Here is a 23160-nt window from a genome sequence, read left to right as displayed (position 1 = left end):
TTGTGTATTCTACTTTCAAGGCAAATTTTTTGTCATCTTCTTTTTTTGTTGATTGGGATGTAAAATTCGAATTTTGAACCAATTCCGACATTGGATTCGAAAAATATTTCACCGCCTAAAAGTTCGATTAAACCTTTCGAAATAGGCAGGCCGAGACCGGCACCACCAAATTGACGGGTGTAGGCGTTTTCTACCTGACCGAAACGTTCAAAAATTATATCCTGTTTTTCCTTGGGGATGCCAATCCCGCTGTCTTCAACAGTGATGTAAAGCAAGGATTTCTCAATTCTTGATGATATGGCTATTGTTCCCTTTTCGGTAAATTTTAAAGCATTGTTTATTAAATTAATGAGTATCTGATTGATTTTTTCATAGTCAGAACTTATTTGATCATGTTCAACGGAGATGGTATTGTTGAAACGAATTTCCAAATGATCTTTTTTGTATCTGTTTTTATCAACAGAAAAAAAAAGCTGCAGATTATCGAATAATTGTTGAACCTGAAAAACAGAAGAATTTATTTTAAGTTGATTTACTTCCAGATAGGAAATATCAATAATGTTGTCGATAATCACTAAAAGCTGTTTCCCGTTTTGTGTTAGTATATCAATGTATCTTTCTTTTTTTTCCTGACTTAGATCCTCTTTTAGCAGTAGTTGACTAAATCCTAAAATTCCATTCATAGGAGTTCGTATTTCATGACTCATATTGGCTAGAAATGCAGATTTTAAACGGTCGCTTTCTTCTGCATGTTTTAATGCCAGGCTTAATTTGTTCTCTGCTTCTTTTATTGCTGAAATATCGACAATAAAAGCTAAAAATTCCTGATTGATTAATTGAACAGCGCTGATGTATACCGGAATGTTTTTGCCGGATGTTGTTTGAATGAATATTTCGCCTTGAGTTTTTCCTTTGTTTAAAAGCTGATTGAATAGTTTTTTATTTTGTTGAAGATGTGTGGGAGCAAAAAAATCAGTAATACAAATATCATCTAATTTGGATTCAGAAATTTCCATAAGGTCTGTAAATGCCTGGTTAGCAAATTTTACCTTTGTGTTTGAATTGAAAATAACCAGACCGTTTGGAGATTCTTCAATATAAGTTCTGAGTTTATTTTCGCTGGAGATTAAATCATTTTCAGTTTTTAATCTTTCTGTTATATCATTTATCAGCCAAATTTCCTTGTTGTCAAACTTGTAGGCGTGAAATTCAATATGCCTGCGATCACCATTTTTGCATGTTATGCTTGAGATCGAAGCACTCTTAAAGTTGTTGATCTTATTTTCCAAATACAATTGAATGTTTTCCTCCCTGCTTTTTGGATAAAGGGTTGAAAACCATGAGTTGATATCCTGCAGTTCGGAATTGGTGTAACCGGTAATTTCAAATGCTTTTTTATTGGAGAACAAACTTTCATCTTCTTCTACTAAAATAGCACCTGAGGGCAGGTTTTCAATCATCTCTCGAAATCTCTTTTCAGATTGCTTTAGTGCAGCTACAGTTCTTATTCTTTCTGATATTTCATTTTGCAATTCGATGTTTTTTTGGCGTAGGTTTGATGTTTGTTTCGAAACGGCTTTTTGCAATTGTTTGTTAAAAAAATACAGATAATAAGATATGGCAATTACTATAGCACTAAGTGATACAGCAATTCCCAGTACCCATTTTAGCCATGCAGGAGTGTTGTATGTTTCTTGTTGGTATATAAAACCGTTTAAGTCGTAGTTTTTTGAGATCATTCCCATCTTAGAGCATGTTTCGGCAATGTTTTCCCATCTGCCGGGGTTGATATGACCGATCTCAACATACTCATTCAGAATTAGCTTTTGAATTTCATTTGCTTCAAATTCTAAATGCTCCCGGGTTTTATTTGCTGAATATTTTTCAAGAATTAAATCGATAATTTCATCTTGATTCTTCAGTGCGTATTCCCAGCCTTTTTTGCTTGCCTCGAGAAATGCCTTAACTCTTTTTGGATGATTTTTGATTTCTTTTTCGCTTGTGAACAGGCAGTCACCATAAAAATCGATACCGTAGGTTTTGGGTGATATAATTGTGTATGGAATGTTTTTTTCCTCCAGATAAAAGGCTTCGTTGGTAGAGTACGCATTTAATGCATCAGTTTTTCCATCAATCAAATCATTAATATTGTAGGTTGTGCTAATTCGGTTGATGTCATTTATTTGAATTCCTTCCTTATAAAAAATAGCCATTAGTTCCGGATCTCTGTATTCATCCAGCAACATTATTCTTTTGTTGATAAGATCATGCGCCGTATGAATGTTTGATTCTTTCAGGCAGATAAATATGGACGGAGAGCTTTGGAATATGGAGGCTAATAAAACTATTGGTTTGTTGTTAAGTCGTTCTATTAGTAAATCATTGGCAGCGATACCGTAATCAGCCTCGCCGTTTAATACCTTACTTATTGAGTTTATTGCACCCCCTTCAATTAATTCAACTGTTAATCCTGCATCTTCATAAAACCCTTTGTGAAGAGCTGCATAATAGCCCGCAAATTGAAATTGATGGAAGTATTTAAGCTGTAGGGTGATTTTTTTGTTTTCGGGAGATTTGCTGAGAGGTAAACTGAAAGAGTATAAGTGTGATAAAAGGAAAAGAAGGACAAAAAAATACCTTGAAAAAGCACTTTTGATAGGTTCAGTTACTTTTGCGTTCATATTGTCCTAAAGTTGAATCATTACTAAATAAAGTTACATCTATCAGTTCAAGGAAAAAATTTTTAGACTATATAATTTTAGAGTTGGGGTCAATGCAATTGAAGGAAACCCCAAAAGTCAGACACAACAATTGGGGTTTCATTCATTTTGGCTGGGTTTATCGTTTATTTTCGGGCCCAGTTTACTGATTCTGTTTTTAGTTGGGCTTCAATAGATGCCATATTATTTGTATTCTGATCAAAAGTTACAGCCTGACCATCAGGTTTGTAGATGTGAATCAGATTCGCTTCAACGTTTAGATCAACAAGTTTCTGAAGTTCTTTATTACCATCTTTTAAACTCCATGAGTTATTTTCAGGATTGAAGATTAATTCTGCTGTATCACCTTTGTTGTCACCTTGAAGTTGTTCTATATGAAATTTATTTTGCGTGGCTGTGATACGGTATTTATTACCGTCTTTTTTTACAATTTGAACATCTTTATCATTTTCGCCCATTGTAACAGGATTATCTCCGGTCCAAAATTCAATGGTATTCAGTACAACACCGTCAACAAAAACAGCAACTTCGTAAACTGGAATTACAATAAAGGCAAAAAATACCAGTGCGTTAATAAATTTGTCACCTACAGTACTGTTCCATTCGTGCAAATTTTTTGTCAGGCGGAATGGTCCGTAACAACCGGATTGTCCAATGCTTAGCACTAGAAAAAAACAAGCTAATAAAAATACATTTACTTTCTTCATTTGATTTAATTTTATTTGGTTAAAAAATTTGTGATTATTCATTCTAACCTAACGCAGAATTTCACATGAAATTACAAAGTATCTTGCAATAAAACATGGATAAGCAAAAAAAATGGCAAGGAACAAATATTGTACCTTGCCATTTATGAGAAACGAGTTTATGAGAAAGTGTTAGTGATATGCTTTTTCTCCATGTTCGTAGATGTCAAGACCTTCTTCTTCTATACGGGCCGATACTCTTAGTCCAACAGTTACTTTTAGTACTTTAAAAATAATAAATGCTGTTCCCAAGGCCCATGCTGCAACAGCAACAACACCTAAAACCTGAACTCCCAGTAAACTGAAACCACCTCCGTAGAATACACCGCCTTCTTTAGCGAAAAATCCTACTAATATTGTTCCCAGAGCACCATTAATTCCGTGTACGGTTACAGCACCTACCGGATCGTCAATTCGTAAAACTTTGTCAATAAATTCTACTCCAAATACAAGGGCTGTACCAGCAATTAAACCAATAATAATAGCAGATTCAGGCGATACAATATCACAACCGGCAGTAATTGCTACCAAGCCGGCTAATGAACCGTTCAGACTTAATGAAAGAGTAGGACGTTTATAGCGAATCCAGCTAATTACCAGTGCTGCTAAAGTACCTGCAGCTCCGGATAAATTGGTTGTCAGAAATATGTGAGATATTGCAACAGTGTTTGCTGTTCCGTTGGCAGCTAATTGAGAGCCTGCATTAAAACCAAACCATCCAAACCAAAGAATAAATACACCAAGTGCAGCAAAGGTAAGGTTGTGACCGGGAATTGCGTTGACTTTGCCATTATACTTTCCTATTCTGGGGCCAATTATAGCTGCTCCTACAAGTCCCATCCATGCTCCAACGGAGTGAACAACAGTTGATCCGGCAAAATCGTGAAAGCCAAGATCGCTTAACCATCCGCCGCCCCAAATCCAGTGTCCTGATATTGGGTAAACAATAGCTGTAGTTACAATACTAAAAAGTATATAGGCTTTAAATTCGGTTCGTTCAGCTACGGCACCGGATACAATGGTAGCCGCTGTTGCCGCAAAAACGGTTTGGAACATTAAAAATGACAGGTCAATATCAGGTCTGATATCTTCCATAAAAGGCAGTTTTCCAATCAATCCTCCTATATCTGTGCCAAACATCAGGGCGTATCCAATTAGGAAAAATGCAATGGATCCAACAGCAAAATCAACAAGATTTTTCATTAGGATGTTGGCTGTGTTTTTTGATCTTGTAAAACCAGCTTCAGCCATGGCAAATCCTGGCTGCATAAACATAACAAGTGCTGTTGCTATTAAGACCCAGACAATATCAATTGAGTGTCCCGTTTCGGTAACGGCTGCTTGTAAAGTATTTAAAGTAAGTGTTTCTTCCATGATAGGTAATTTAAATAGTGAAAAATGCTTGTTGATTACTCTTCGTCGTATAAGGAACGATCACCCGAATCTCCTGTTCGAATGCGGTAAGCATCCTCAACATTGTAAACGAAGATTCTACCGTCTCCAATCTCTCCGGTGAAAGCATTTTCACGAATGCTTACAATACAGTTATCAACATATTTATCCCGCACAATGAAAGAAATTAATGTTCTTTCGATACTGCTGGTGTCGTAGATTACACCTCGATAAACTCTCTCTTCTACTGATTTTCCTACACCTCTTACATCCCAGAATGACAAGTAGTCAATTCCGATATTGTGCAGGCCTTTTTTTACTTCTTCAAATTTTGTTTTACGAATAATTGCTTCGATCTTTTTCATGAGCTAATTGTTTTAATAGTTTCTCAAATCATACTCTTTCATTTTCGGCTAATTGAAACACCGAGATTCCCCGGATTAAGGAATCTCGGGTTTCGGGTTTAGACCAAGCGTAAATTCGACCGTTGTCGAAAATTTGAAGAAAGGGATTGCTCTTTTTTATCTTCGGAATGCAATGTGGCTTTGTTTCGAAGAGCTAAATAATGTTTTTGCATGTGGTAAAAATTTAGGTTTTCTACAATAGTTAGTAAAAATGGTTTATTTCAATCAGACTATTCGTAATGTGGGGGTATCGGTTTGTAAAATGTGGTTTTTTTTAATGTGACCCCTATATTTAATAGTTTGATTTTGTAAAAGTATTAAAAAAATCAAAACTACAACAGAAAAATAGGGGGTAATTTATAAAAAATGATGTTTTTAGTATTTATAACGATTACGATAAGGGGTATAAAGAAGAAAAATTGTTTTTTTTTGAGATGACCCCCATGTAAGGCGTGGTTTTGTGTCGTAAAATGTCATGTAATTTATTGCATACAGCCTAAATCAGGTGTTGTTAATTTAAGTTTATATTATTGTAATTCTTTGAGTCTGAATTTGGATGCTTAAAATATTTTACTAATCTTTGTGGCGTATCAAAAAAGAAAAAATGAAATTTACTGCAATTCATCATCATCATCATTATACTTACCAACCGGTGAGCTGAGGATGTTATGCAGTATTTCTAAAGATATTTTAACTAACATTTAAACGCCCGCTGGTAACAGTCGGGCGTTTTTTTTATGCCTGAAACAGATACCGTAAGGCACCAAAAATTTTAACCATGGGAGAAAAATTAACAATTGCAGTACAAAAATCAGGAAGACTGCAGGAAGATTCATTGCGGATTTTGAAAGAGTGTGGTATTTCCATCGATAATGGAAAAGATCAGTTAAAAGCAAACGCTTCCAACTTTCCGCTCGAAGTTTTATACCTAAGAAATTCTGATATTCCTCAGTACGTTCAGGATGGGGTTGCAGATATTGCTATCGTAGGAGAGAATGTAATTATTGAAAAACAAAAGGAACTTGAGGTTCTGCAGAAACTGGGATTTTCGAAGTGCCGGTTGGCAATGGCTTTGCCGAAAGATGTGGAGTATACCGGATTGGAATATTTTAACGGAAAAAAATTAGCCACTTCCTATCCAAATTCCTTGCAGCAGTTTTTAGATGCCAATAATTTAGATTGTGAAATTCACGTAATTTCCGGTTCTGTTGAAATTGCGCCTAATATTGGTTTAGCCGATGGAATTTGCGATTTGGTGAGTTCTGGTAGTACATTGTTCAAGAATGGACTGGTTGAAGTGGAAGAGGTTTTGGTTTCGGAGGCCTGTTTGGTTGCGAATAAAAATATCAGCAATTTGAAGAGTGCAATATTGGAACGATTACTGTTTCGGATGAGATCGGTTTTAGCCGCAAAAAACAACAAATATATTTTGCTGAATGCTCCTAATGATAAAGTGGAGGATATTATTAAGGTACTGCCTGGAATGAAAAGTCCAACTGTATTGCCTTTGGCACAGGAAGGATGGAGTTCTATTCATTCTGTTATAAATGAGAATGATTTTTGGGGAGTCATTGATCAGTTAAAATTGAATGGTGCAGAAGGAATATTGATTATTCCAATTCAGAAAATGGTGTTGTAAGTTTAATTCCTACGAAAATGCAAGTAATAAAATACCCGGCGAAAGAATCTTGGAATAGTGTATTAACCCGTCCTATCTTTAATGTGGATGAGTTAGAGGATGCCGTAAATCTGGTTTTTGGAGAAATAAAACGGGATGGCGATAAAGCATTGTTTAAATATACCCTGCAGTATGATGGCGTAAATATTAATAAAACGGAAGTTAACCGAGCAGATATTGATGCATCGGAGAGTATGCTTGAGGATGAATTAAAACAAGCTTTGGTAATTGCGGCAAAGAATATACGAACATTTCATGAGGCTCAATTTCAGGATTCGGAGGTGATTGAGACAAGTGAAGGAGTTTGTTGCTGGAGGAAATCAACAGCAATCGAAAAGGTTGGTTTGTATGTTCCTGGTGGAAGTGCTCCTTTGTTTTCAACGGTGTTAATGTTGGGGATTCCTGCAAAATTGGCTGGTTGTGGAGAGGTTGTTCTTTGTACACCTCCAGGGAAGAATGGAAAAATTAATCCGGCAATTCTATATGCCTGCAAGTTGGTAGGAATCGATCGGGTTTTTCAGGTTGGCGGCATTCAGGCAATCGGAGGAATGGCTTATGGAACCGAATCGATACCAAAAGTTCATAAAATATTCGGACCGGGAAATCAGTATGTGACTGCGGCCAAACAACGGGCAAATAGAATAGGAGTGGCAATTGATATGCCGGCGGGACCTTCGGAGGTAATGATTTTGGCTGATGAAACAGCAGAGCCGGAATTTGTTGCCGCAGATTTATTGTCTCAGGCAGAGCATGGTGCTGATAGTCAGGTGGTATTAGTGACTTGGGCTGAGCAGCTAATAGAAGGAGTTGAACAAGAACTTGAAAAACAATTGCAGGTTCTTTCGAGAAAAGATGTTGCTGCCAAAGCTTTGGAGAACTCGAAAATTGTTTTGGTGAATTCAAAGGAAGAAGCTCTTGAATTAAGCAATTCGTATGCGCCGGAACATCTTATTGTATCTGTAAAAGATGAAGATTTGTTGATCGATGAAATCAAAAACGCAGGTTCTGTTTTTTTAGGAAATTATACTCCGGAAAGTGCAGGCGATTATGCATCTGGAACCAATCACACCTTACCAACAAACGGAGCTGCAAAGGCGTATTCCGGTGTGAGTCTTGACTCTTTTATGAAGAGTATCAGTTTTCAAAAAATAAGTGAGAAGGGCTTGCTGAATTTGGGGCCTGTAATCGAAGTTATGGCAAAAGCCGAACAATTGGATGCTCACAGTAATGCAGTAACGGTTCGTTTGAATAAGATAAAATTGAATTCATGATGGGAGCAAAAATAAAATCAAGCATAGACTTGAACAAATTGGTTCGGGAGAACGTGAAAAGACTGGTGCCGTATTCTTCTGCAAGAGATGAATTTTCAGGAAAGGGATCTGTCTTTTTGGATGCCAACGAAAATCCGTATGAAAATGGAGTAAATCGCTATCCGGATCCTATGCAAAGAACATTAAAAGCACGTTTGGGAGAATTGAAAGCTGTGAATCCTGAAAATATGATTCTTGGAAATGGCAGTGATGAGGTTATTGATCTTTTGTTTAGAGCATTTTGTGAGCCGAATATCGATAATGTAATTATTTGTACGCCAACCTATGGGATGTATGAAGTTGCAGCAGGAATCAATGCGATTGAGAATCGCGAAGTACCGCTTGATAAGGATTTTCAACCGGAAGTAAATGCCGTACTTTCAATTGTAGATGAGAAATCGAAACTGTTGTTTCTGTGTTCGCCGAATAATCCAACGGCTAATTTGTTGGATGAGAGTAAGGTTGTTGAATTGCTTGAGACTTTTTCTGGACTTGTAATTGTTGATGAAGCGTATATCGATTTTTCTCCGGGTAAAAGTCTGTTGGGCAGGTTAGAAAGCTATCCTAACTTGGTGATCCTGCAAACATTGTCAAAAGCATGGGGAATGGCAGGAATTCGTTTGGGTATTGGTTTGGCATCAAAGGAAATCATCAATATATTGAATCGAATAAAGCCACCTTATAATGTGAATTGCCTGACTCAGACCAAAGCTCTTGAATTATTGGAAGCTGTTGATTTGTATGAAGAACAGGTGAAGAATATCATCACAGAAAGAGAAGTTTTGATCACTTTTTTGAGTGATTTGTCTTTTGTTGAGAAAGTATATCCTACTGATGCTAATTTTATTTTGATTCTTGTGAATGATGCAAGAGGCTTATATGATTATTTGCTTACCGATGAAATCATTATTCGGGACCGGTCAAAAATTCAAAGTCTGGGAAACTGTGTTCGCATTAGTATTGGTACAAGGGAGGAAAATGAGATTTTGAAAAATACATTAACAAAATTTGAATTGAAATCATGAAGGATACAACTACAAAAAAGAAAGTTCTGTTTATTGATAGAGATGGAACATTGATTCTGGAGCCTCCTGTTGATTATCAGGTGGATAGTTTGGAGAAACTGGAGTATTATCCTGGTGTTTTTAATGGACTGGCAAAAATTGTAAAGCAACTCGATTTTGAATTGGTGATGGTTACCAATCAAGATGGTTTGGGAACCGATTCATATCCTGAGGATACCTTTTGGCCGGCTCAGAATAAAATGATACAGGCTTTTTTGAGCGAAGGAATCGAATTTGTTGATATATGTATCGATAAAACGTTTCCGCATGAAAATGCACCAACAAGAAAACCAGGTATCGCTTTGTTAACAAAGTATTTCTCGGAAGAGTATGATTTGGAAAACTCATTTGTGATTGGTGATCGTTGGACTGATGTTGAATTGGCTAAGAATTTGAATGCAAAAGCAATTTTTATTTCATCAAGTGGAAATATTGGTGATGATGAGTTGTCGGAATCGAAACAGGAATTGGAAGCTTGTATTGAATTACGCACAGAATCGTGGGAGAAAATATATGAGTTTTTGCGCTTAAGTGAACGAACCGCAACGGTTGAAAGGAATACGAACGAAACAAAGATTAGAATTGTTTTAGATCTGGATGGAGAAGGAAAAGGCACATTTGATACAGGAATCGGATTTTTTGATCACATGCTCGATCAGATTGCCAAACACTCCGGAGTTAATTTGAGCGTTGCTGTAAAAGGCGATTTGGAAGTTGACGAACATCACACCATAGAAGATACTGCAATTGCTTTGGGAGAAGCATTTAAGTTAGCTCTTGGCAATAAATTGGGATTGGATCGTTATGGATTTTGTTTGCCGATGGATGACTGTTTGGCGCAGGTTGCTATTGATTTTGGAGGTAGAAACTGGTTGGTTTGGGAGGCTGAATTCAATCGCGAAATGATTGGAGGAATGCCAACAGAGATGTTTTTCCACTTTTTTAAGTCATTCTCCGATGGAGCTTCATGCAATCTGAACATCAAGGCCGAAGGACAAAATGAGCATCATAAAATAGAAGGTATTTTTAAAGCTTTGGCCAGAGCCATCCGCATGGCAATTCGAAGAGACGCAAATTGTTTGCAATTGCCATCCACTAAGGGAAAGCTATAAATAAATGTGTAAGGGAAGTGATTTATCTAATCCCGGGAATTCGGGACTCTCATCTTAGTCTAAATAAAATGAAAGATCAGAAAATTGTTATCATCGATTATGATGCAGGAAATATTCAATCTGTAAAATATGCTTTTGAGCGTCTGGGAATTACACCTGTTGTTTCAAATGATGAAGAAGTGATTCGCAGTGCAGATAAAGTGATATTTCCCGGAGTTGGTGAAGCCGCCTGGGCTATGAATTCGCTTCGGAAGAATGGCTTGGATCAATTGATTCCTCAATTAACACAGCTTGTGCTGGGTATTTGTTTGGGAATGCAGCTGATGTGCGAAAGCTCCGAGGAAAGTAATACAAAAGGATTGGGTATTTTTCCGCTGCAAGTAAAACGCTTTACCAATGAACGCAAAGTGCCGCACATGGGCTGGAATCAGTTGGAGGAACTAAAAGGCAGTTTGTTTAAAGGAGTCTCTGAAATGGAATTTGCCTATTTTGTACATTCTTACTATGTGCCTTGTTCGGAAGAAACTGTTGCATCTTGTGACTATATTTTAAATTTTAGCGCATCTCTTCAGAAAGATAATTTTTATGCCTGTCAGTTTCATCCCGAAAAATCGGGAGAAGTAGGAGTTAGGATACTCGAAAATTTTATCAATCTGTAAAGGGAAAAGGTTTTCTGCGCTGCCAACTGCTTTAGCTGTTGTGGGGGGCAAATCTCATTTCTCATGTCTCATGTCTTATATCTAAAAAAAATGACCAAAATAAAAATAATACCAGCCATCGATACCATAAACGGACGATGTGTGCGATTAACAAAAGGTGATTACGATACCGAAAAAGTATATAGCGAAGATCCATTACAGATAGCTAAAGGTTTTGAAGAATTGGGAATAACCCGTTTGCATTTGGTCGATTTGGAAGGAGCTAAATCAGGACATATTTGCAATTCGGAAGTGTTGCGGAGAGTGGCTTCCGGAACCAATCTGAAAATCGATTTTGGCGGAGGAGTAAAATCTGATGAAGATATTGAATTGGCTTTTCAGTGCGGAGCGAATCAGGTTACAGGTGGCAGTATTGCCGTTTCGAATCCTGAACTGTTCGAAAAATGGATGGGTAAATACGGATCTGAAAAAATGATTTTGGGAGCTGATGTTCGAAACGAAATGGTTTCAATTTCTGGTTGGAAAGAAGATTCGGATTATCACTTGTTCAAATTTTTAGAGAATTATCAGAGAAAAGGCGTTAAAACAGTAATCTGTACAGATATTTCGAAAGATGGAATGCTGCAGGGACCAGCTGTTGAGTTGTATCAATCGGTAATGAAAGAGTTTCCTGATTTAGAACTGGTTGCAAGCGGAGGTGTTGGTAATATTAAAGATGTTCGTATTTTGAATGAGATTGGCTGTTGGGGAGTGATTATCGGCAAAGCAATTTACGAAAAACGAATTGACATGAACGAATTGGTTAACGAATTTATCCTGTAAATATGCTATCGAAACGAATAATACCCTGTTTGGATGTAAAAGACGGAAGAACAGTTAAGGGAGTTAATTTTGTTGACTTAAGAGATGCGGGTGATGCTGTTGAGCTGGCTGCATATTATGCAGAGCAAGGAGCCGATGAGTTAGTTTTTTTAGACATTACTGCCACTCATGAAAAGAGGAAAACGCTTGTTGATTTGGTGCAAAAAGTAGCCAAAGAACTTAATATACCTTTTACGGTTGGGGGAGGCATTTCCACTCCGGAGGATGTTGGCGTTCTGTTGAATGCCGGAGCTGATAAGGTTTCGATAAATTCTTCTGCAGTTCGAAATCCGAAGTTAATCTCAGATTTGGCTTCCCGATTTGGAAGTCAGTGCGTTGTTGTTGCTGTAGATGCCCGCTTTGCCGATGGCAAATGGGAAGTCTATTTGAATGGCGGAAGACTTGCAACAGGAATTGACCTGTTCGATTGGATTTTGGAGGCGGAGAGATTAGGCGCAGGAGAAATCTTGTTTACCTCAATGAATCACGATGGAACCAAAAATGGATTCGCAAATGAGACTTTGGCAAAGCTATCTGAAATGATCAATATTCCTATTATAGCCTCGGGTGGAGCAGGAAATATGGAACATTTTGCCGATACATTTACCGAAGGGAAGGCTGATGCTGCTTTGGCGGCAAGTGTTTTTCATTTTAAGGAAATTGAGATTCCCAATTTGAAAAATTATCTAAAAAGTAAAAATATACCAGTTAGAATATAAACGAACCACAATTATAAAAGATGAATTTTAAAGATCTGACAAACCAAATTGATTTCGAAAAAGGAGAAGGACTTGTTCCAGCTATTATTCAAGATGTAAAAACACAAAAGGTGTTGATGCTGGGATACATGAATAGGGAATCGTACGAAAAAACAATAGAGTCCGGAAAAGTGACATTTTACAGCCGGAGTAAGCAAAGACTTTGGACCAAAGGAGAAGAAAGCGGTAATTTTCTTGAGTTGAAAGATTTAAGCTTAGATTGTGATAATGACACTTTACTGATAAAAGTGGCTCCGGTAGGTCCGGTTTGTCACAAAGGCACGGACACTTGCTGGCAGGAAGAGAACAAAGCATCATCCATTGATTTTTTATTGCAGTTGCAGCAGGTAATTACTGAGAGAAAGAAGAATTTGTCTGAGAAATCTTATACCGCAAGTCTTTTCAACAAAGGAATCAATAAAATTGCTCAAAAAGTAGGTGAAGAGGCCGTTGAGCTAGTGATTGAAGCCAAGGATGATAATAAAGATTTATTTATGGGCGAAGCTGCTGATCTGATGTTTCATTACCTGGTGCTCCTTGCAGCGAAGGATTATAAGTTGGAAGAAGTTGTTGATCTTTTGGTAGAGCGCCACAGCAAATAAAAATTTATTTGAACAAAGAAAAGAGGGTGTCTAAAAAGTTTTGTTCTATTGTCATTCTGAGCTTGTCGAAGAATCTTTCACTTTAGAAAACAGATGTTTCGTCCCGATAGCCATTGGGATCGGTTAACATGACAATCCATTACAAAATATTCCCTTTTGGACACCTTCTTAGTCGTATTTTAGAATGAATTAATATGGATTTTTTCTTTTTTGAGAAAGCTTTCATCACGGCCTGCTTTTTCACCATCCTTATAACCGATAGCAATAATGGCCAGAATTTTAATATTTGCAGGCATGTTTACCACTTCCTGAATATAAGATTCTGCTGATTGCTTATCATTGTATTCTCTTTCTCTTATTTGAATCCAGCAGGTTCCCAATCCTTCCTTTTCCGCTTGTAACTGAATAAAAGTGGATGCAATGGCACAATCTTCTATCCAAACATCACTTTTGTCAGCATCGCCTGCCACTATTATGGAACAAGCTGCATTTTTTAGGAATCCAGCTCCAAGTGGTTTGCAGGCAGAAAGTTTTTCATTGATTTCCTTTTGCTCAACAACTACAAATTCACATGGATATGCACTTTTTGAAGAAGGAGCCAATAAGGCGGCTTGCATAATACGGTCCAATTTTTCTGTTTCGATAGGTTTGTCGGTAAATTTTCGAATGCTTCGTCGTTGGTAAAATAATTCTAACATGAGTTTGATTTTTAGCTTCGTTCCAAAAGTAGGAATAAATGTTTTTTTTTCATCCTACTAAACCAGATTAGTACTGATGATGTAGCGGAATTCCTTTTTAAACTCCCGAAAATGTTGCAAAGTTCGGATTTTAATGCTGAAAATTATCCTTAGATTTGAAATTAGTTAAATGCTTATTTTGTTACTTAATTTTAAATAAAAATAAATACACTGCTTGATATGAGAACAACATTGCTAATCGTTTTGATGCTAACTGTTATTGCTTTGGGAAAAGCTCAGGATCAGGCAAGATCATATATGTGCTGTAAAACGTCTAATCCAATAAATATAGATGGAGTTTTAAGTGATTCGGAGTGGGGAGATATAAATTGGTCAGAATATTTTGTAGATATAGAAGGAGATAAAAAACCTTTGCCTGCCTATAAAACTAATGTTAAAATGGCATGGGATGAGGATTATTTTTATGTGGCCGCAGAATTGGAAGAACCACATGTTTGGGCAAAGTTAAAACAACGGGATACAGTAATATTTTACGATAATGATTTCGAGGTATTTATTGATCCTCAAGGGGATAATCACAGATATTATGAGTTTGAAATGAACGCTTTCAATACCATTTGGGATTTGATGCTGGCAAAACCATATCGTGATGGTGCTCCTGCAATTAATGCATGGGATATAAAAGGATTAAAATCGGCAACAGCCATTTACGGAACAATAAATGATTCTTCGGACAAAGATGAGAAGTGGACATTGGAAATTGCTTTCCCTTGGGAAGTATTGAAGGAGTGTGCTCCTGAACAGCGAAAACCAAAAAACGGTGAACAATGGCGGGTCAATTTTTCAAGGGTCAATTGGGATGTGAAAGCAGATCAGGGGACGTACTTAAAATGTATTGATCCAGAAACTGGAAACCCCTTTCCGGAACACAATTGGGTATGGTCTCCACAAGGAGTTATTGCAATGCATCAGCCGGAAACATGGGGGTATGTACAGTTTTCAACAACAAAGGCAGGCGAGGGAAGTGATGTGTTTAAAATGGATGAAGATTATTCATTGAAAATGGAGCTTATTAGATTGTATAATAAGCAGAAACAATACTATAAGGATAAGGCGTGTTTCGAAAAAGAATTGAAATCACCTTTTGCAATTCAGGTGGAAGTAACGAAAAAGCAATTTCTAATTTATGCCAAAGGAAAATCAGGGAAAACTTGGTATATCGATCACGAAAGTAAGATATGGAGTGAATAAGAAAATTTGAGGGTGTCCAAAAAGGGCACCTTTTTTTGTATTAAATATATGGTACTGAATAAATCCTATTTATCTTTAGAATTCTGAATCATTTAGTAAATAAAACATGCGCAAAACAAAATTAACCTCAATTCTTTTAGCCTTTATTCTTCTGGTTTCTTCATGCAGTAAACCTCAAAATGCCCAATCTTATAAAAACGGGGTTGTGGTAACGGCTCATTATTTGGCTTCCGAAGTTGGAAAGGAGATATTACAAAAAGGTGGAAATGCTTTTGATGCGGCTGTTGCCGTACAATTTGCATTGGCAGTTGTTTACCCAAGAGCTGGAAATATTGCCGGAGGAGGTTTTGCCGTTATCAGAACTTCTGGCGGAGATTATAATTCTCTTGATTTTCGGGAAACAGCACCAAAAGCTGCATTTGAACAGATGTATTGCGATGAGGATGGAAATGTTAATTCTGATTTGAGTCAAAAAGGGCATTTGGCCGTTGGAGTTCCGGGTACCGTAGATGGAATGGTAAAGTTACATCAGAAGTATGGGAAAATGGATTGGAACGCATTGTTAGAACCAGCAATTAAACTGGCTGAGAATGGTGTTGCTTTAAGTTTGTTGGAAGCAAATAAATTAAATGATTACCACGATCAAATACAAAAGCAAAACAAAGGGAAGAGTTTAGTTCCTTATTTAAGGGAAGGTCTTTTTAGCGAGGGAGATACCTTGAGTAATATTGCATTGGCAAGAACATTATCGCGAATAAAAGCAAGTGGACGCAATGCATTTTATGAAGGGGAAACTGCTGGCTTGATTGTTTCGGAGATGGAAAAACATGGCGGTATTATTACAGCTAAGGATTTACAGGATTATCAATCTGTCTGGCGTAAGCCATTGTTAGGTGAATACCGGGGGCATAAGATCATTTCAATGCCTCCGCCATCAAGTGGAGGTGTAGCATTGGTTCAGTTGCTGAAAGGAGCCGGGATGTATAAAATGAATAAGTATAGTTTTGGATCTTTTGAGCACATTCATTTAATGGTAGAATTAGAGAGAAGAGTGTATGCCGATCGGGCTGCATGGCTTGGCGATCCAGATTATTACGAAGTTCCTGTTAATCGATTAGTTGACGATGAGTATTTAGAGAATCGATTTGCTGATATTGAAATGGATAAGAAAACAAATTCGCAGGATATAAAAGCCGGAAGTGTTGAGCTGATAGAGAGTTTTGAAACCACCCATTTTTCAATCGCCGATTCAGAAGGAAATGCAATTGCTGTAACCACTACCCTAAATGGAAATTACGGAAGTAAAGTAGTGGTGGAAGAAGGCGGTTTTTTTCTGAACAATGAAATGGATGATTTTAGCAGTAAACCAGGCTTCCCAAATCAGTTCGGATTGGTTGGTGGTGAGGCGAATGCCATTAAGCCCGGAAAAAGAATGCTGAGCAGTATGACACCAACAATTGTTGAGAAAGATGGAAAACTGTTTATGGTGTTGGGTTCTCCCGGAGGATCGACAATAATAACCTCAGTCTTTCAAAATATAATTAATAAAATTGATTTTAAGATGGATCCGCAGGAGGTTGTTGACGCACCTCGCGTTCATTCACAATGGTTGCCCGATGAAATATATGTAGAAACGGATTTTCCATCGAAGGAAGTTGTAAATAAACTTAAAGATCTGAAACATATAGTAAAACCTCAATCGAAAATTGGAATGATGGCCGATATTTTTGTTTCGGACTCGGGAGAATACATTGGTGTTGCAGATACTAAAAGGCATAAGGACAGCCGGGCGTCTGGCTATTAGTAAAAAAGGCAAATTTCATTTGAAATTTGCCTTTTTTGATTTTATGGTAGTTGGGTTAGAAATTTATTCCTGTTTAAACAGCAAAAAAAATAATGGGACGCCAGGATATCTTTTCTTAATCAGTAATAGCGACTTAATGAAACATGAAAAAGATAAACCCCAAAAAAGTGTCAGGATAGAAACGAGGTTGGCTCGTCCCATTAGTAATTTGCTTCGTTTTAAAAGTAATAACTTTTTCAAAATATCAAACAGCTAAATAGAAATCACAGGCTTATTTTTTGTCAATCCAAATAAATGTAATGCCAATATTCAGCTAAAAATGTCGTTTGATTATTGTGAAACAAATTTCATTCACGTAGATTTGTTGTTCATAAAAAAAAGTTGAAGATGAGTCCAACATTCCCTCAAAAAGTAATTAAATATTGTCCCAAATGTGGTGGAGCAGAGTTTCTTTACAAAAGTGATAATTCATTTTTGTGTGAGAACTGTAATTTTCATTTGTATGTAAATGCCTCTGCTGCAGTTGCTGCTTTAATAGTTAACGAAAAAGGAGAGTTGTTACTTGCTAAACGAGCTGTTGAGCCCCAGAAAGGAATGCTCGATTTACCAGGAGGCTTTGTGGATGTAATGGAAACAGCAGAACAGGCACTTTGTCGTGAAATTAAAGAAGAGTTGAATTTAGAAGTTTCAGAATTGTCCTATTTTATGTCTTATCCAAACGAATATGTTTTTGGTGGATTATCTGTATTTACCTTAGATTTGGTCTATATTTGCAAAATAAAATCTTTTAAAGAAATTGATGCAAAGGATGACATATCTGAATTTAAGTTTTATGAGCCTGAATTTATTCCTTATCAGAAAATAGGATCCATTTCGATGAAGGAAATTGTTAAATCTTTTGTGAAAAAAATGAAATAATTAAAATGTACAAAAAAAATCTTTATTTACTGATATTGCTCTTTGCATCGGGTCAAACTCTTTTTGGACAAAAGAAGAAAGTGAATTATGAAACTGAAATTTCAGCACAGGTTTCTTCTAAAAGCAACCTTCCGTTTTGGATGGTTACCAATAAGTATGGTATTGTTCCTGATGAAAATAGTGGTATTGCAAATTTTAAAATATACAGTACTCCGGCTAAGAATATAAAGGGTATAGATTTTAATTATGGAGCTTCTTTAGTTGGAAGCCGAGCCAGTGAGTCTAAATTTTTTATTGATGAACTATATGTTTCTGCGGAATGGAAAAAAATCAGCATTAATTTAGGTATGCAACATCGGGATGTCCAATTTGATGGTTTGTCTGTAACTAATAATGATTTGCTTTATTCAGGTAATGCCAGGATGTATCCGGAATTAAAATTTCAATTAAAAGAATTTATATCTCTACCTTTCTCAAATAATTGGTTGTGGGTAAAAGGAAGCTTTGGGAATGGAATTATGTATGATGACCGATATGTCAATCATACGAATGTACATCATAAAAATGCATTTTTAAGAATTGGAAAACAAGATGGTCTATCATTTACTATAGGATTGGATCACTATGCTCAATGGGGAGGAACCTCTCCTAAATGGGGCAATTTAGGAGGTTTTGATGCGTTTGCAGATGCTGTTTTCGTAAGAGGAGGTAAAGTGTTAGTTGACAAAAACGGGAATCAATCAATAAACGAGAGTTACAACAAATCAGGAAATCATATTGGACAAAATATGTTTGAGTTTTCATATTCGACTTCGAAAATAGAATCGGTGTTGAGTTTTAAAAATATGTACGAGGATAAGTCAGGTGATTTTAAGCATATCAATAAGGTGAAGGATTGGAATATGAGTTTCTTTCTTAAATTCAAAGAATCAAAATTGATTTCATCCTTTATTTATGAGTATTATTATACCAAAGACCAAGGGGGCTACAGCATTCGTCCAAATCATCCAATTGAACCGGTAATTGGGTTTGATGGGTACTTCTCTAATAGTATTTTTCAATCAGGTTGGACAAATCATCAACGAATAATTGGTTTGCCTTTGTTCACAGCTTCTATAAATGATGGTGTTGTGGGAGGAATTTCAAATAATGCTGTTGTTGCTCATCATTTTGGGATTACGGGTGTCGTTGGGAAGTTTAGGTACAAAACCTTACTGACTTTTTCTGAGAATTACGGTCGGGCACTGCTTGTAAATGATGGACAAGGAAATCAGGAAGAAAATTACTCAAAAAGTTACACGTACCCGAATGGTCTTTCTCAACAATCTTATTTAATGGAGGTAATTTTTCCAAGATGGAAAGCAGTACCATTTGAAGTATCAACAAGTATTGCCGTTGATCGCGGTAAATATTTAGACAATAATATTGGTTTTCAAATAAAGTTGGTTAAAACAGGAATTTTATCAGGGAAGAAAAAATTAACCAATAAATAATTCTGGAAAATGGTTCTAACATACTATGTTATAAAGTTTCCTTATAAGGTGATATGGAATCTTCTCAATGTGATAAAAAGAAGAAGGGCAGTTGTATTTTACTGTGCAAATGAGCTTGATTTAGAGATTTTTAAAAATGTACAGAGGCATTTAAAGCCAATTCCAATCGTTGTTAAAAATCGCAGTCTTCAGAAAAAATTGCTTGAAAAAGGAATAAAAGCAAGGGTGATGCCCGTGTTTCCCAAGGCAGTGATAATGTGCCGTCAGGCATGTTATTTATTTCCGGAATCAAAAATTATTAGAATTGGGATTGCGCATGGAGCATATCATTTTAAACCTTTTGCCAATGTAAATGGACACAATATGTTTAATCAATTTCATTTTACCAGTTCAAAAGAGGTGGAGGAAGCCCGATTGATCGGAATTACATCTGGAGTTGGCTTAGGTTTTCCAAAAATAGATGATGCTTTTAACGGAACTTATTCTGAAGAGGTTCTTTCAAAAATAAGAGCAGAATTAAATCTTGACAGTAATAAAAGAACTGTCTTGTTCTCAGCTACTTGGGATAGTTCGCAAATGTCCGCAGTGCATCATTGGTATGATAAATTATCAAGTTACACTGAGAAATACAATGTTCTGGTTACACTTCATATTTGGACTTCAGAAAAATATAAAAATGTAATTAAGAATACGGAAGGTGTTCGCTACGTCGAAACACAAGATATAACACCATATATAATGATTTCGGATATTTGTGTTGGTGATACAAGTTCAATTCTTTCTGAAATGTGTGCTTTACATAAACCAATCGTGACATTTAAAGTGCCTGTAATGAAGAGAACAGTACCGGAAGTACGGGAAATAATCAGTTCGATTAGTTTTCAAATTGAAACGGAAGAGGAATTGAATGAAATGCTGGCGTATGCACATGCAAATTCAGGACTCAAAAAAAAAGAACGCGAGATTGCCAATAGAAGAATGTTTGAAACGCTGGATGGCCGGGCAGGGGAACGCGTTGCAAATAAAATAATGGAAGTTTTGCCTGAATTGCGCATAGAAGAAAAGAGAACGATATTAAAACGTAAAATGCGTTATAATGTAAATTCTAATTATAATTTTCTTACTGAATTCATTGAAAGACTTCCGGAGATTTTCCAAGAAGAAGGAACTTGTATTTATGAAGGACGAAATACAATTAAAACGTTTAAGCATAAAGGTTTATTAATTAATGTTAAATCGTTTAAAGTGCCGCATTTCATTAATAAGATAGCCTATGCATGGTTTAGGGGGTCTAAAGCGAAACATTCTTACGAGTACGGAATGGAAATCCTTAGAAGAGGGGCGAATACACCGAAACCAATAGCTGTTGTGGAGATTATAAAAAATGGGTTGTTTAATAGAAGTTTTTATATTTCAGTTCATCAAGAATATAATTTTACTATTCGAGATTTGATAGGCTTTGAATTTCCCGATAAAGAAAATATTTTAAAACAATTTGCTGTATTTACCTATGAAAAGCTTCATAAAAACGGCATTCATCATTTGGATTATTCTCGGGGTAATATTTTAATTTCGGAGAGAATAAAGGGAACGTATGAATTTTCTATAGTTGATATCAATCGTCTTCGTTTTGAGAAGATGGATTATTATAAAGGATTGAAAAATTTCTCTCAAATTTGGGCTAGTGAGAGTGAATTAGAGGTGGTGGCAAGGGAATATGCACGAATCAATCAAAAAGATGAAGATGAGGCGGTTAATTTGTTAATTCAGTTCGATAAAGAGCATAAGCTTGAAATAAATAGGAAAAATAAGTGGAAAAAAAGATTAAAAGGGAATTAACAGAAATGCCTGTAACTATATATAATTACAGGCGTTTCTTATTATTCTATTTCTGAATATGGAATAAAGGGTTTAATTCTTTCCCATACACTTTCTGTTTCTAATCTTTTTTTACTACCAACGACACAAAATAAATGTGGATCAGCTTGGGAGAAGCTTTTGGATTCATTCCATTCTTCATAATCTGAAGTGTCATGCGAAAGCATTAATTGAGGAGTTTCATTTGTTCCCGTTGAAACGTGATATTTGTCAAATAAATTATGTTTGAGTGTGCAGAGGTAATAAAGAGAATATTCAGTCCACTTTGCTCTTTTAAAGCGATATGGTGTCCAGTTTATAACTGATTTAGGATTATGCAATTGGCACAATCTATCCACCCAAGTTCCTTTTCTATTCCAATGTTTTTCAATCTCTTCTCCAGTCAATAAACATAGTTTGCTGGATAGGATGGCAGGAGTTACTGTCATACCTTTTTTCGAATTGTATGTATTGGTTGACATATTTAGTATGCGAGATGAGGAACGCCACCATTTAGGATGTCGTGACCGCATTTCATATTGTAAAATGGCTTTTCTTTTTGGGAGTAATATCTCTTTTGTTAATGGTTTTAAGCAAATCACATCAGCATCGAAAGTAACAAAATAGTCACAATCCAACATGCGGGGAGCTGCAAGTTTAACCATTTGTTGTTTTCTCCATCCGCGAACATTTGGATATGATTTTAATTCTGGAACCAATTCTTCTTCAGAAATAACACGGATATTCAGTTTTTTCCATTTAGTACATTTTTCTTTAACAATATCCACCTCGTTGTCAGGGCAAACAATTAAAAATTCATCAAATAGATTTGGTTCTGCAAAAACACTAAGGCTTTTAAAAAGTATTTCGGTTCTGCCAAGATCATCTATGTCGTAACTCCCTCTAATACAAAGAGGTAGTAGTGCGCTGAGTTTCATAGTTATGTATTTTAATTTGTAAATGTATCAATGATTTGAAAGACCATTATTACATCTTTTAATTTTTTCAGAGATAATGTGTTCTAAAACAGATGTGTGTTTGGGAAGGTTGTCTTTAGATGCAATTTTATGGTGTAGATGATAACTGATGCAACGATATCTAACCCTTTTTTTACGAATTCCGTTATTTATTAGACGGGCTGCAATTTCCTTATCTTCATAGCCCCACATCTGTAAATCTTCGTTAAAACCATTTATTTTAATGATATCCTCCATCCAATATGATGTGTTTGATCCTTTAATTCCTTTATTTGGATTATAAGAATCAGTTAATCTTCTGAAATTAAAGAAATGGGGGAGTCTAACTACTTGCATTTTATCTTTTAATTTCCAAAAATTAATTTTTTTGTCAGGATCCTGAAGATGTTTTTCTGTTTCTGATTTTGTAATGTAAGCTCTCTTGCCAGAAATAAAGTAACCTTTTTCAGCAATCTGAAGATGATCTTCAATAAACCTGTTATCCAGAATTATATCACCATCAATTTGTAGCAGGTATTTTGATTTACACTTTGCGATTGTTTTGTTTAGAATTAATGTTTTTCTAAATCCATCGTCTTCATGCCAAATATGAATAATAGGAATTGGGCTTTCTAGTTTTAATTTGTCAATAATAAGTTTTGTTTCATTGCTTGATCCATCATCAGCAATTAATATTTCATCTGGAAGTACGGTTTGCTTGAATATTGACCTTATTGCAAGTTCCAATGCCTTAGGCCAGTTGTACGTGGAAACCAGTATCGATTTAGAAGGATTTTCAGTCATTTGTTTGAATATCACAATTTGTATATGGTCGCGAAGATAAGTGATAGCAATTATTTTGGCAAGTAATATTTTT

At 36.1% G+C, this 23160-nt stretch carries 20 protein-coding genes; 13 read left to right on the top strand and 7 right to left on the bottom strand.

The window, feature by feature from the left end; genetic code table 11:
- Positions 1-32 precede the first annotated feature (32 nt).
- The 4 genes from ACHZAX_RS12715 to ACHZAX_RS12700 all read right to left on the bottom strand — a co-directional run bounded on the left by ACHZAX_RS12715 (position 33) and on the right by ACHZAX_RS12700 (position 5223).
- Positions 33-2681, bottom strand: a complete 2649-nt coding sequence (locus ACHZAX_RS12715; protein WP_101308372.1) for an ABC transporter substrate-binding protein — start codon at positions 2679-2681, stop codon at positions 33-35.
- 164 nt (positions 2682-2845) lie between these two features.
- The gene (locus ACHZAX_RS12710) at positions 2846-3427 is read right to left on the bottom strand and encodes a DUF3332 domain-containing protein (protein WP_180327186.1); all 582 of its coding nucleotides are present in this window, start codon (positions 3425-3427) and stop codon (positions 2846-2848) included.
- Between the two features lie 171 nt (positions 3428-3598).
- A complete protein-coding gene (locus tag ACHZAX_RS12705; RefSeq protein ID WP_101308370.1) occupies positions 3599-4840 on the bottom strand; it encodes an ammonium transporter in 1242 nt (413 codons plus the stop codon).
- A 35-nt stretch (positions 4841-4875) separates the two neighbouring features.
- Positions 4876-5223, bottom strand: a complete 348-nt coding sequence (locus ACHZAX_RS12700; protein ID WP_101308369.1) for a P-II family nitrogen regulator — start codon at positions 5221-5223, stop codon at positions 4876-4878.
- An 817-nt stretch (positions 5224-6040) separates the two neighbouring features.
- Here ACHZAX_RS12700 and hisG point away from each other — a divergent pair.
- The 8 genes from hisG (at position 6041) to hisIE (ending at position 13306) form a co-directional block, all read left to right on the top strand.
- Positions 6041-6901: an ATP phosphoribosyltransferase gene (gene hisG, locus ACHZAX_RS12695; protein WP_101308368.1), complete on the top strand. Its 861-nt coding sequence runs from the start codon at positions 6041-6043 to the stop codon at positions 6899-6901.
- Positions 6902-6918: 17 nt separating this feature from the next.
- Entirely contained in the window at positions 6919-8211 is a 1293-nt protein-coding gene (gene hisD, locus ACHZAX_RS12690; protein ID WP_320019377.1) for a histidinol dehydrogenase, read from the top strand.
- Positions 8208-9275 carry a histidinol-phosphate transaminase gene (gene hisC, locus ACHZAX_RS12685; RefSeq protein ID WP_394698269.1) on the top strand — a complete coding sequence of 356 codons (1068 nt, stop codon included), beginning with the start codon at positions 8208-8210 and terminating at the stop codon, positions 9273-9275. Before hisD ends, hisC begins: the two co-directional genes overlap by 4 nt.
- Positions 9272-10426: a bifunctional histidinol-phosphatase/imidazoleglycerol-phosphate dehydratase HisB gene (gene hisB / locus ACHZAX_RS12680; RefSeq protein WP_320019375.1), complete on the top strand. Its 1155-nt coding sequence runs from the start codon at positions 9272-9274 to the stop codon at positions 10424-10426. The genes hisC and hisB overlap by 4 nt, the downstream gene beginning before the upstream one ends.
- Positions 10427-10494: 68 nt before the next feature.
- A complete protein-coding gene (gene hisH / locus ACHZAX_RS12675; RefSeq protein WP_320019374.1) occupies positions 10495-11085 on the top strand; it encodes an imidazole glycerol phosphate synthase subunit HisH in 591 nt (196 codons plus the stop codon).
- 90 nt (positions 11086-11175) lie between these two features.
- On the top strand, positions 11176-11907 hold the full coding sequence (hisA, locus tag ACHZAX_RS12670) for a 1-(5-phosphoribosyl)-5-[(5-phosphoribosylamino)methylideneamino]imidazole-4-carboxamide isomerase (RefSeq protein ID WP_320019373.1): 732 nt from the start codon (positions 11176-11178) through the stop codon (positions 11905-11907).
- Between the two features lie 2 nt (positions 11908-11909).
- Complete coding sequence (hisF, locus tag ACHZAX_RS12665; RefSeq protein WP_101308363.1) at positions 11910-12665, top strand: imidazole glycerol phosphate synthase subunit HisF; 756 nt, start codon at positions 11910-11912, stop codon at positions 12663-12665.
- 20 nt (positions 12666-12685) lie between these two features.
- Positions 12686-13306: a bifunctional phosphoribosyl-AMP cyclohydrolase/phosphoribosyl-ATP diphosphatase HisIE gene (hisIE, locus tag ACHZAX_RS12660; RefSeq protein WP_320019372.1), complete on the top strand. Its 621-nt coding sequence runs from the start codon at positions 12686-12688 to the stop codon at positions 13304-13306.
- A gap of 179 nt (positions 13307-13485) precedes the next feature.
- On the opposite strand, the gene ACHZAX_RS12655 is transcribed toward hisIE, so the two are convergent.
- Positions 13486-14004, bottom strand: a complete 519-nt coding sequence (locus tag ACHZAX_RS12655) for a nitroreductase family protein (RefSeq protein WP_101308361.1) — start codon at positions 14002-14004, stop codon at positions 13486-13488.
- A 219-nt stretch (positions 14005-14223) separates the two neighbouring features.
- On the opposite strand from ACHZAX_RS12655, the gene ACHZAX_RS12650 reads away from it, so the two are divergent.
- From ACHZAX_RS12650 to ACHZAX_RS12630, 5 genes are all read left to right on the top strand, one after another.
- Positions 14224-15255, top strand: a complete 1032-nt coding sequence (locus ACHZAX_RS12650) for a carbohydrate-binding family 9-like protein (protein ID WP_320019371.1) — start codon at positions 14224-14226, stop codon at positions 15253-15255.
- 106 nt (positions 15256-15361) lie between these two features.
- Complete coding sequence (ggt, locus tag ACHZAX_RS12645) at positions 15362-17059, top strand: gamma-glutamyltransferase (RefSeq protein ID WP_320019370.1); 1698 nt, start codon at positions 15362-15364, stop codon at positions 17057-17059.
- A gap of 387 nt (positions 17060-17446) precedes the next feature.
- Positions 17447-17977 (top strand): NUDIX hydrolase, encoded by a 531-nt coding sequence (locus ACHZAX_RS12640; RefSeq protein WP_320019369.1) that lies wholly within the window; start codon positions 17447-17449, stop codon positions 17975-17977.
- A gap of 5 nt (positions 17978-17982) precedes the next feature.
- Positions 17983-19470, top strand: coding sequence for a capsule assembly Wzi family protein (locus ACHZAX_RS12635; protein ID WP_320019368.1), 1488 nt, complete (start codon positions 17983-17985; stop codon positions 19468-19470).
- A 9-nt stretch (positions 19471-19479) separates the two neighbouring features.
- Entirely contained in the window at positions 19480-21309 is a 1830-nt protein-coding gene (locus tag ACHZAX_RS12630; protein ID WP_320019367.1) for a CDP-glycerol glycerophosphotransferase family protein, read from the top strand.
- Between the two features lie 41 nt (positions 21310-21350).
- Here ACHZAX_RS12630 and ACHZAX_RS12625 read toward each other — a convergent pair whose 3' ends face one another.
- Complete coding sequence (locus tag ACHZAX_RS12625) at positions 21351-22265, bottom strand: DUF6492 family protein (protein ID WP_320019366.1); 915 nt, start codon at positions 22263-22265, stop codon at positions 21351-21353.
- A 27-nt stretch (positions 22266-22292) separates the two neighbouring features.
- Complete coding sequence (locus tag ACHZAX_RS12620) at positions 22293-23087, bottom strand: glycosyltransferase family 2 protein (RefSeq protein ID WP_320019365.1); 795 nt, start codon at positions 23085-23087, stop codon at positions 22293-22295.
- Between the last annotated feature and the right edge of the window lie 73 nt (positions 23088-23160).

The organism is Labilibaculum manganireducens (assembly GCF_963665805.2).
GTDB classification, from domain to species: domain Bacteria; phylum Bacteroidota; class Bacteroidia; order Bacteroidales; family Marinifilaceae; genus Labilibaculum; species Labilibaculum manganireducens.
The sequence above is the reverse complement of the archived record's forward strand: the minus strand, read 5'-3'. Positions and strand labels throughout refer to the sequence as shown.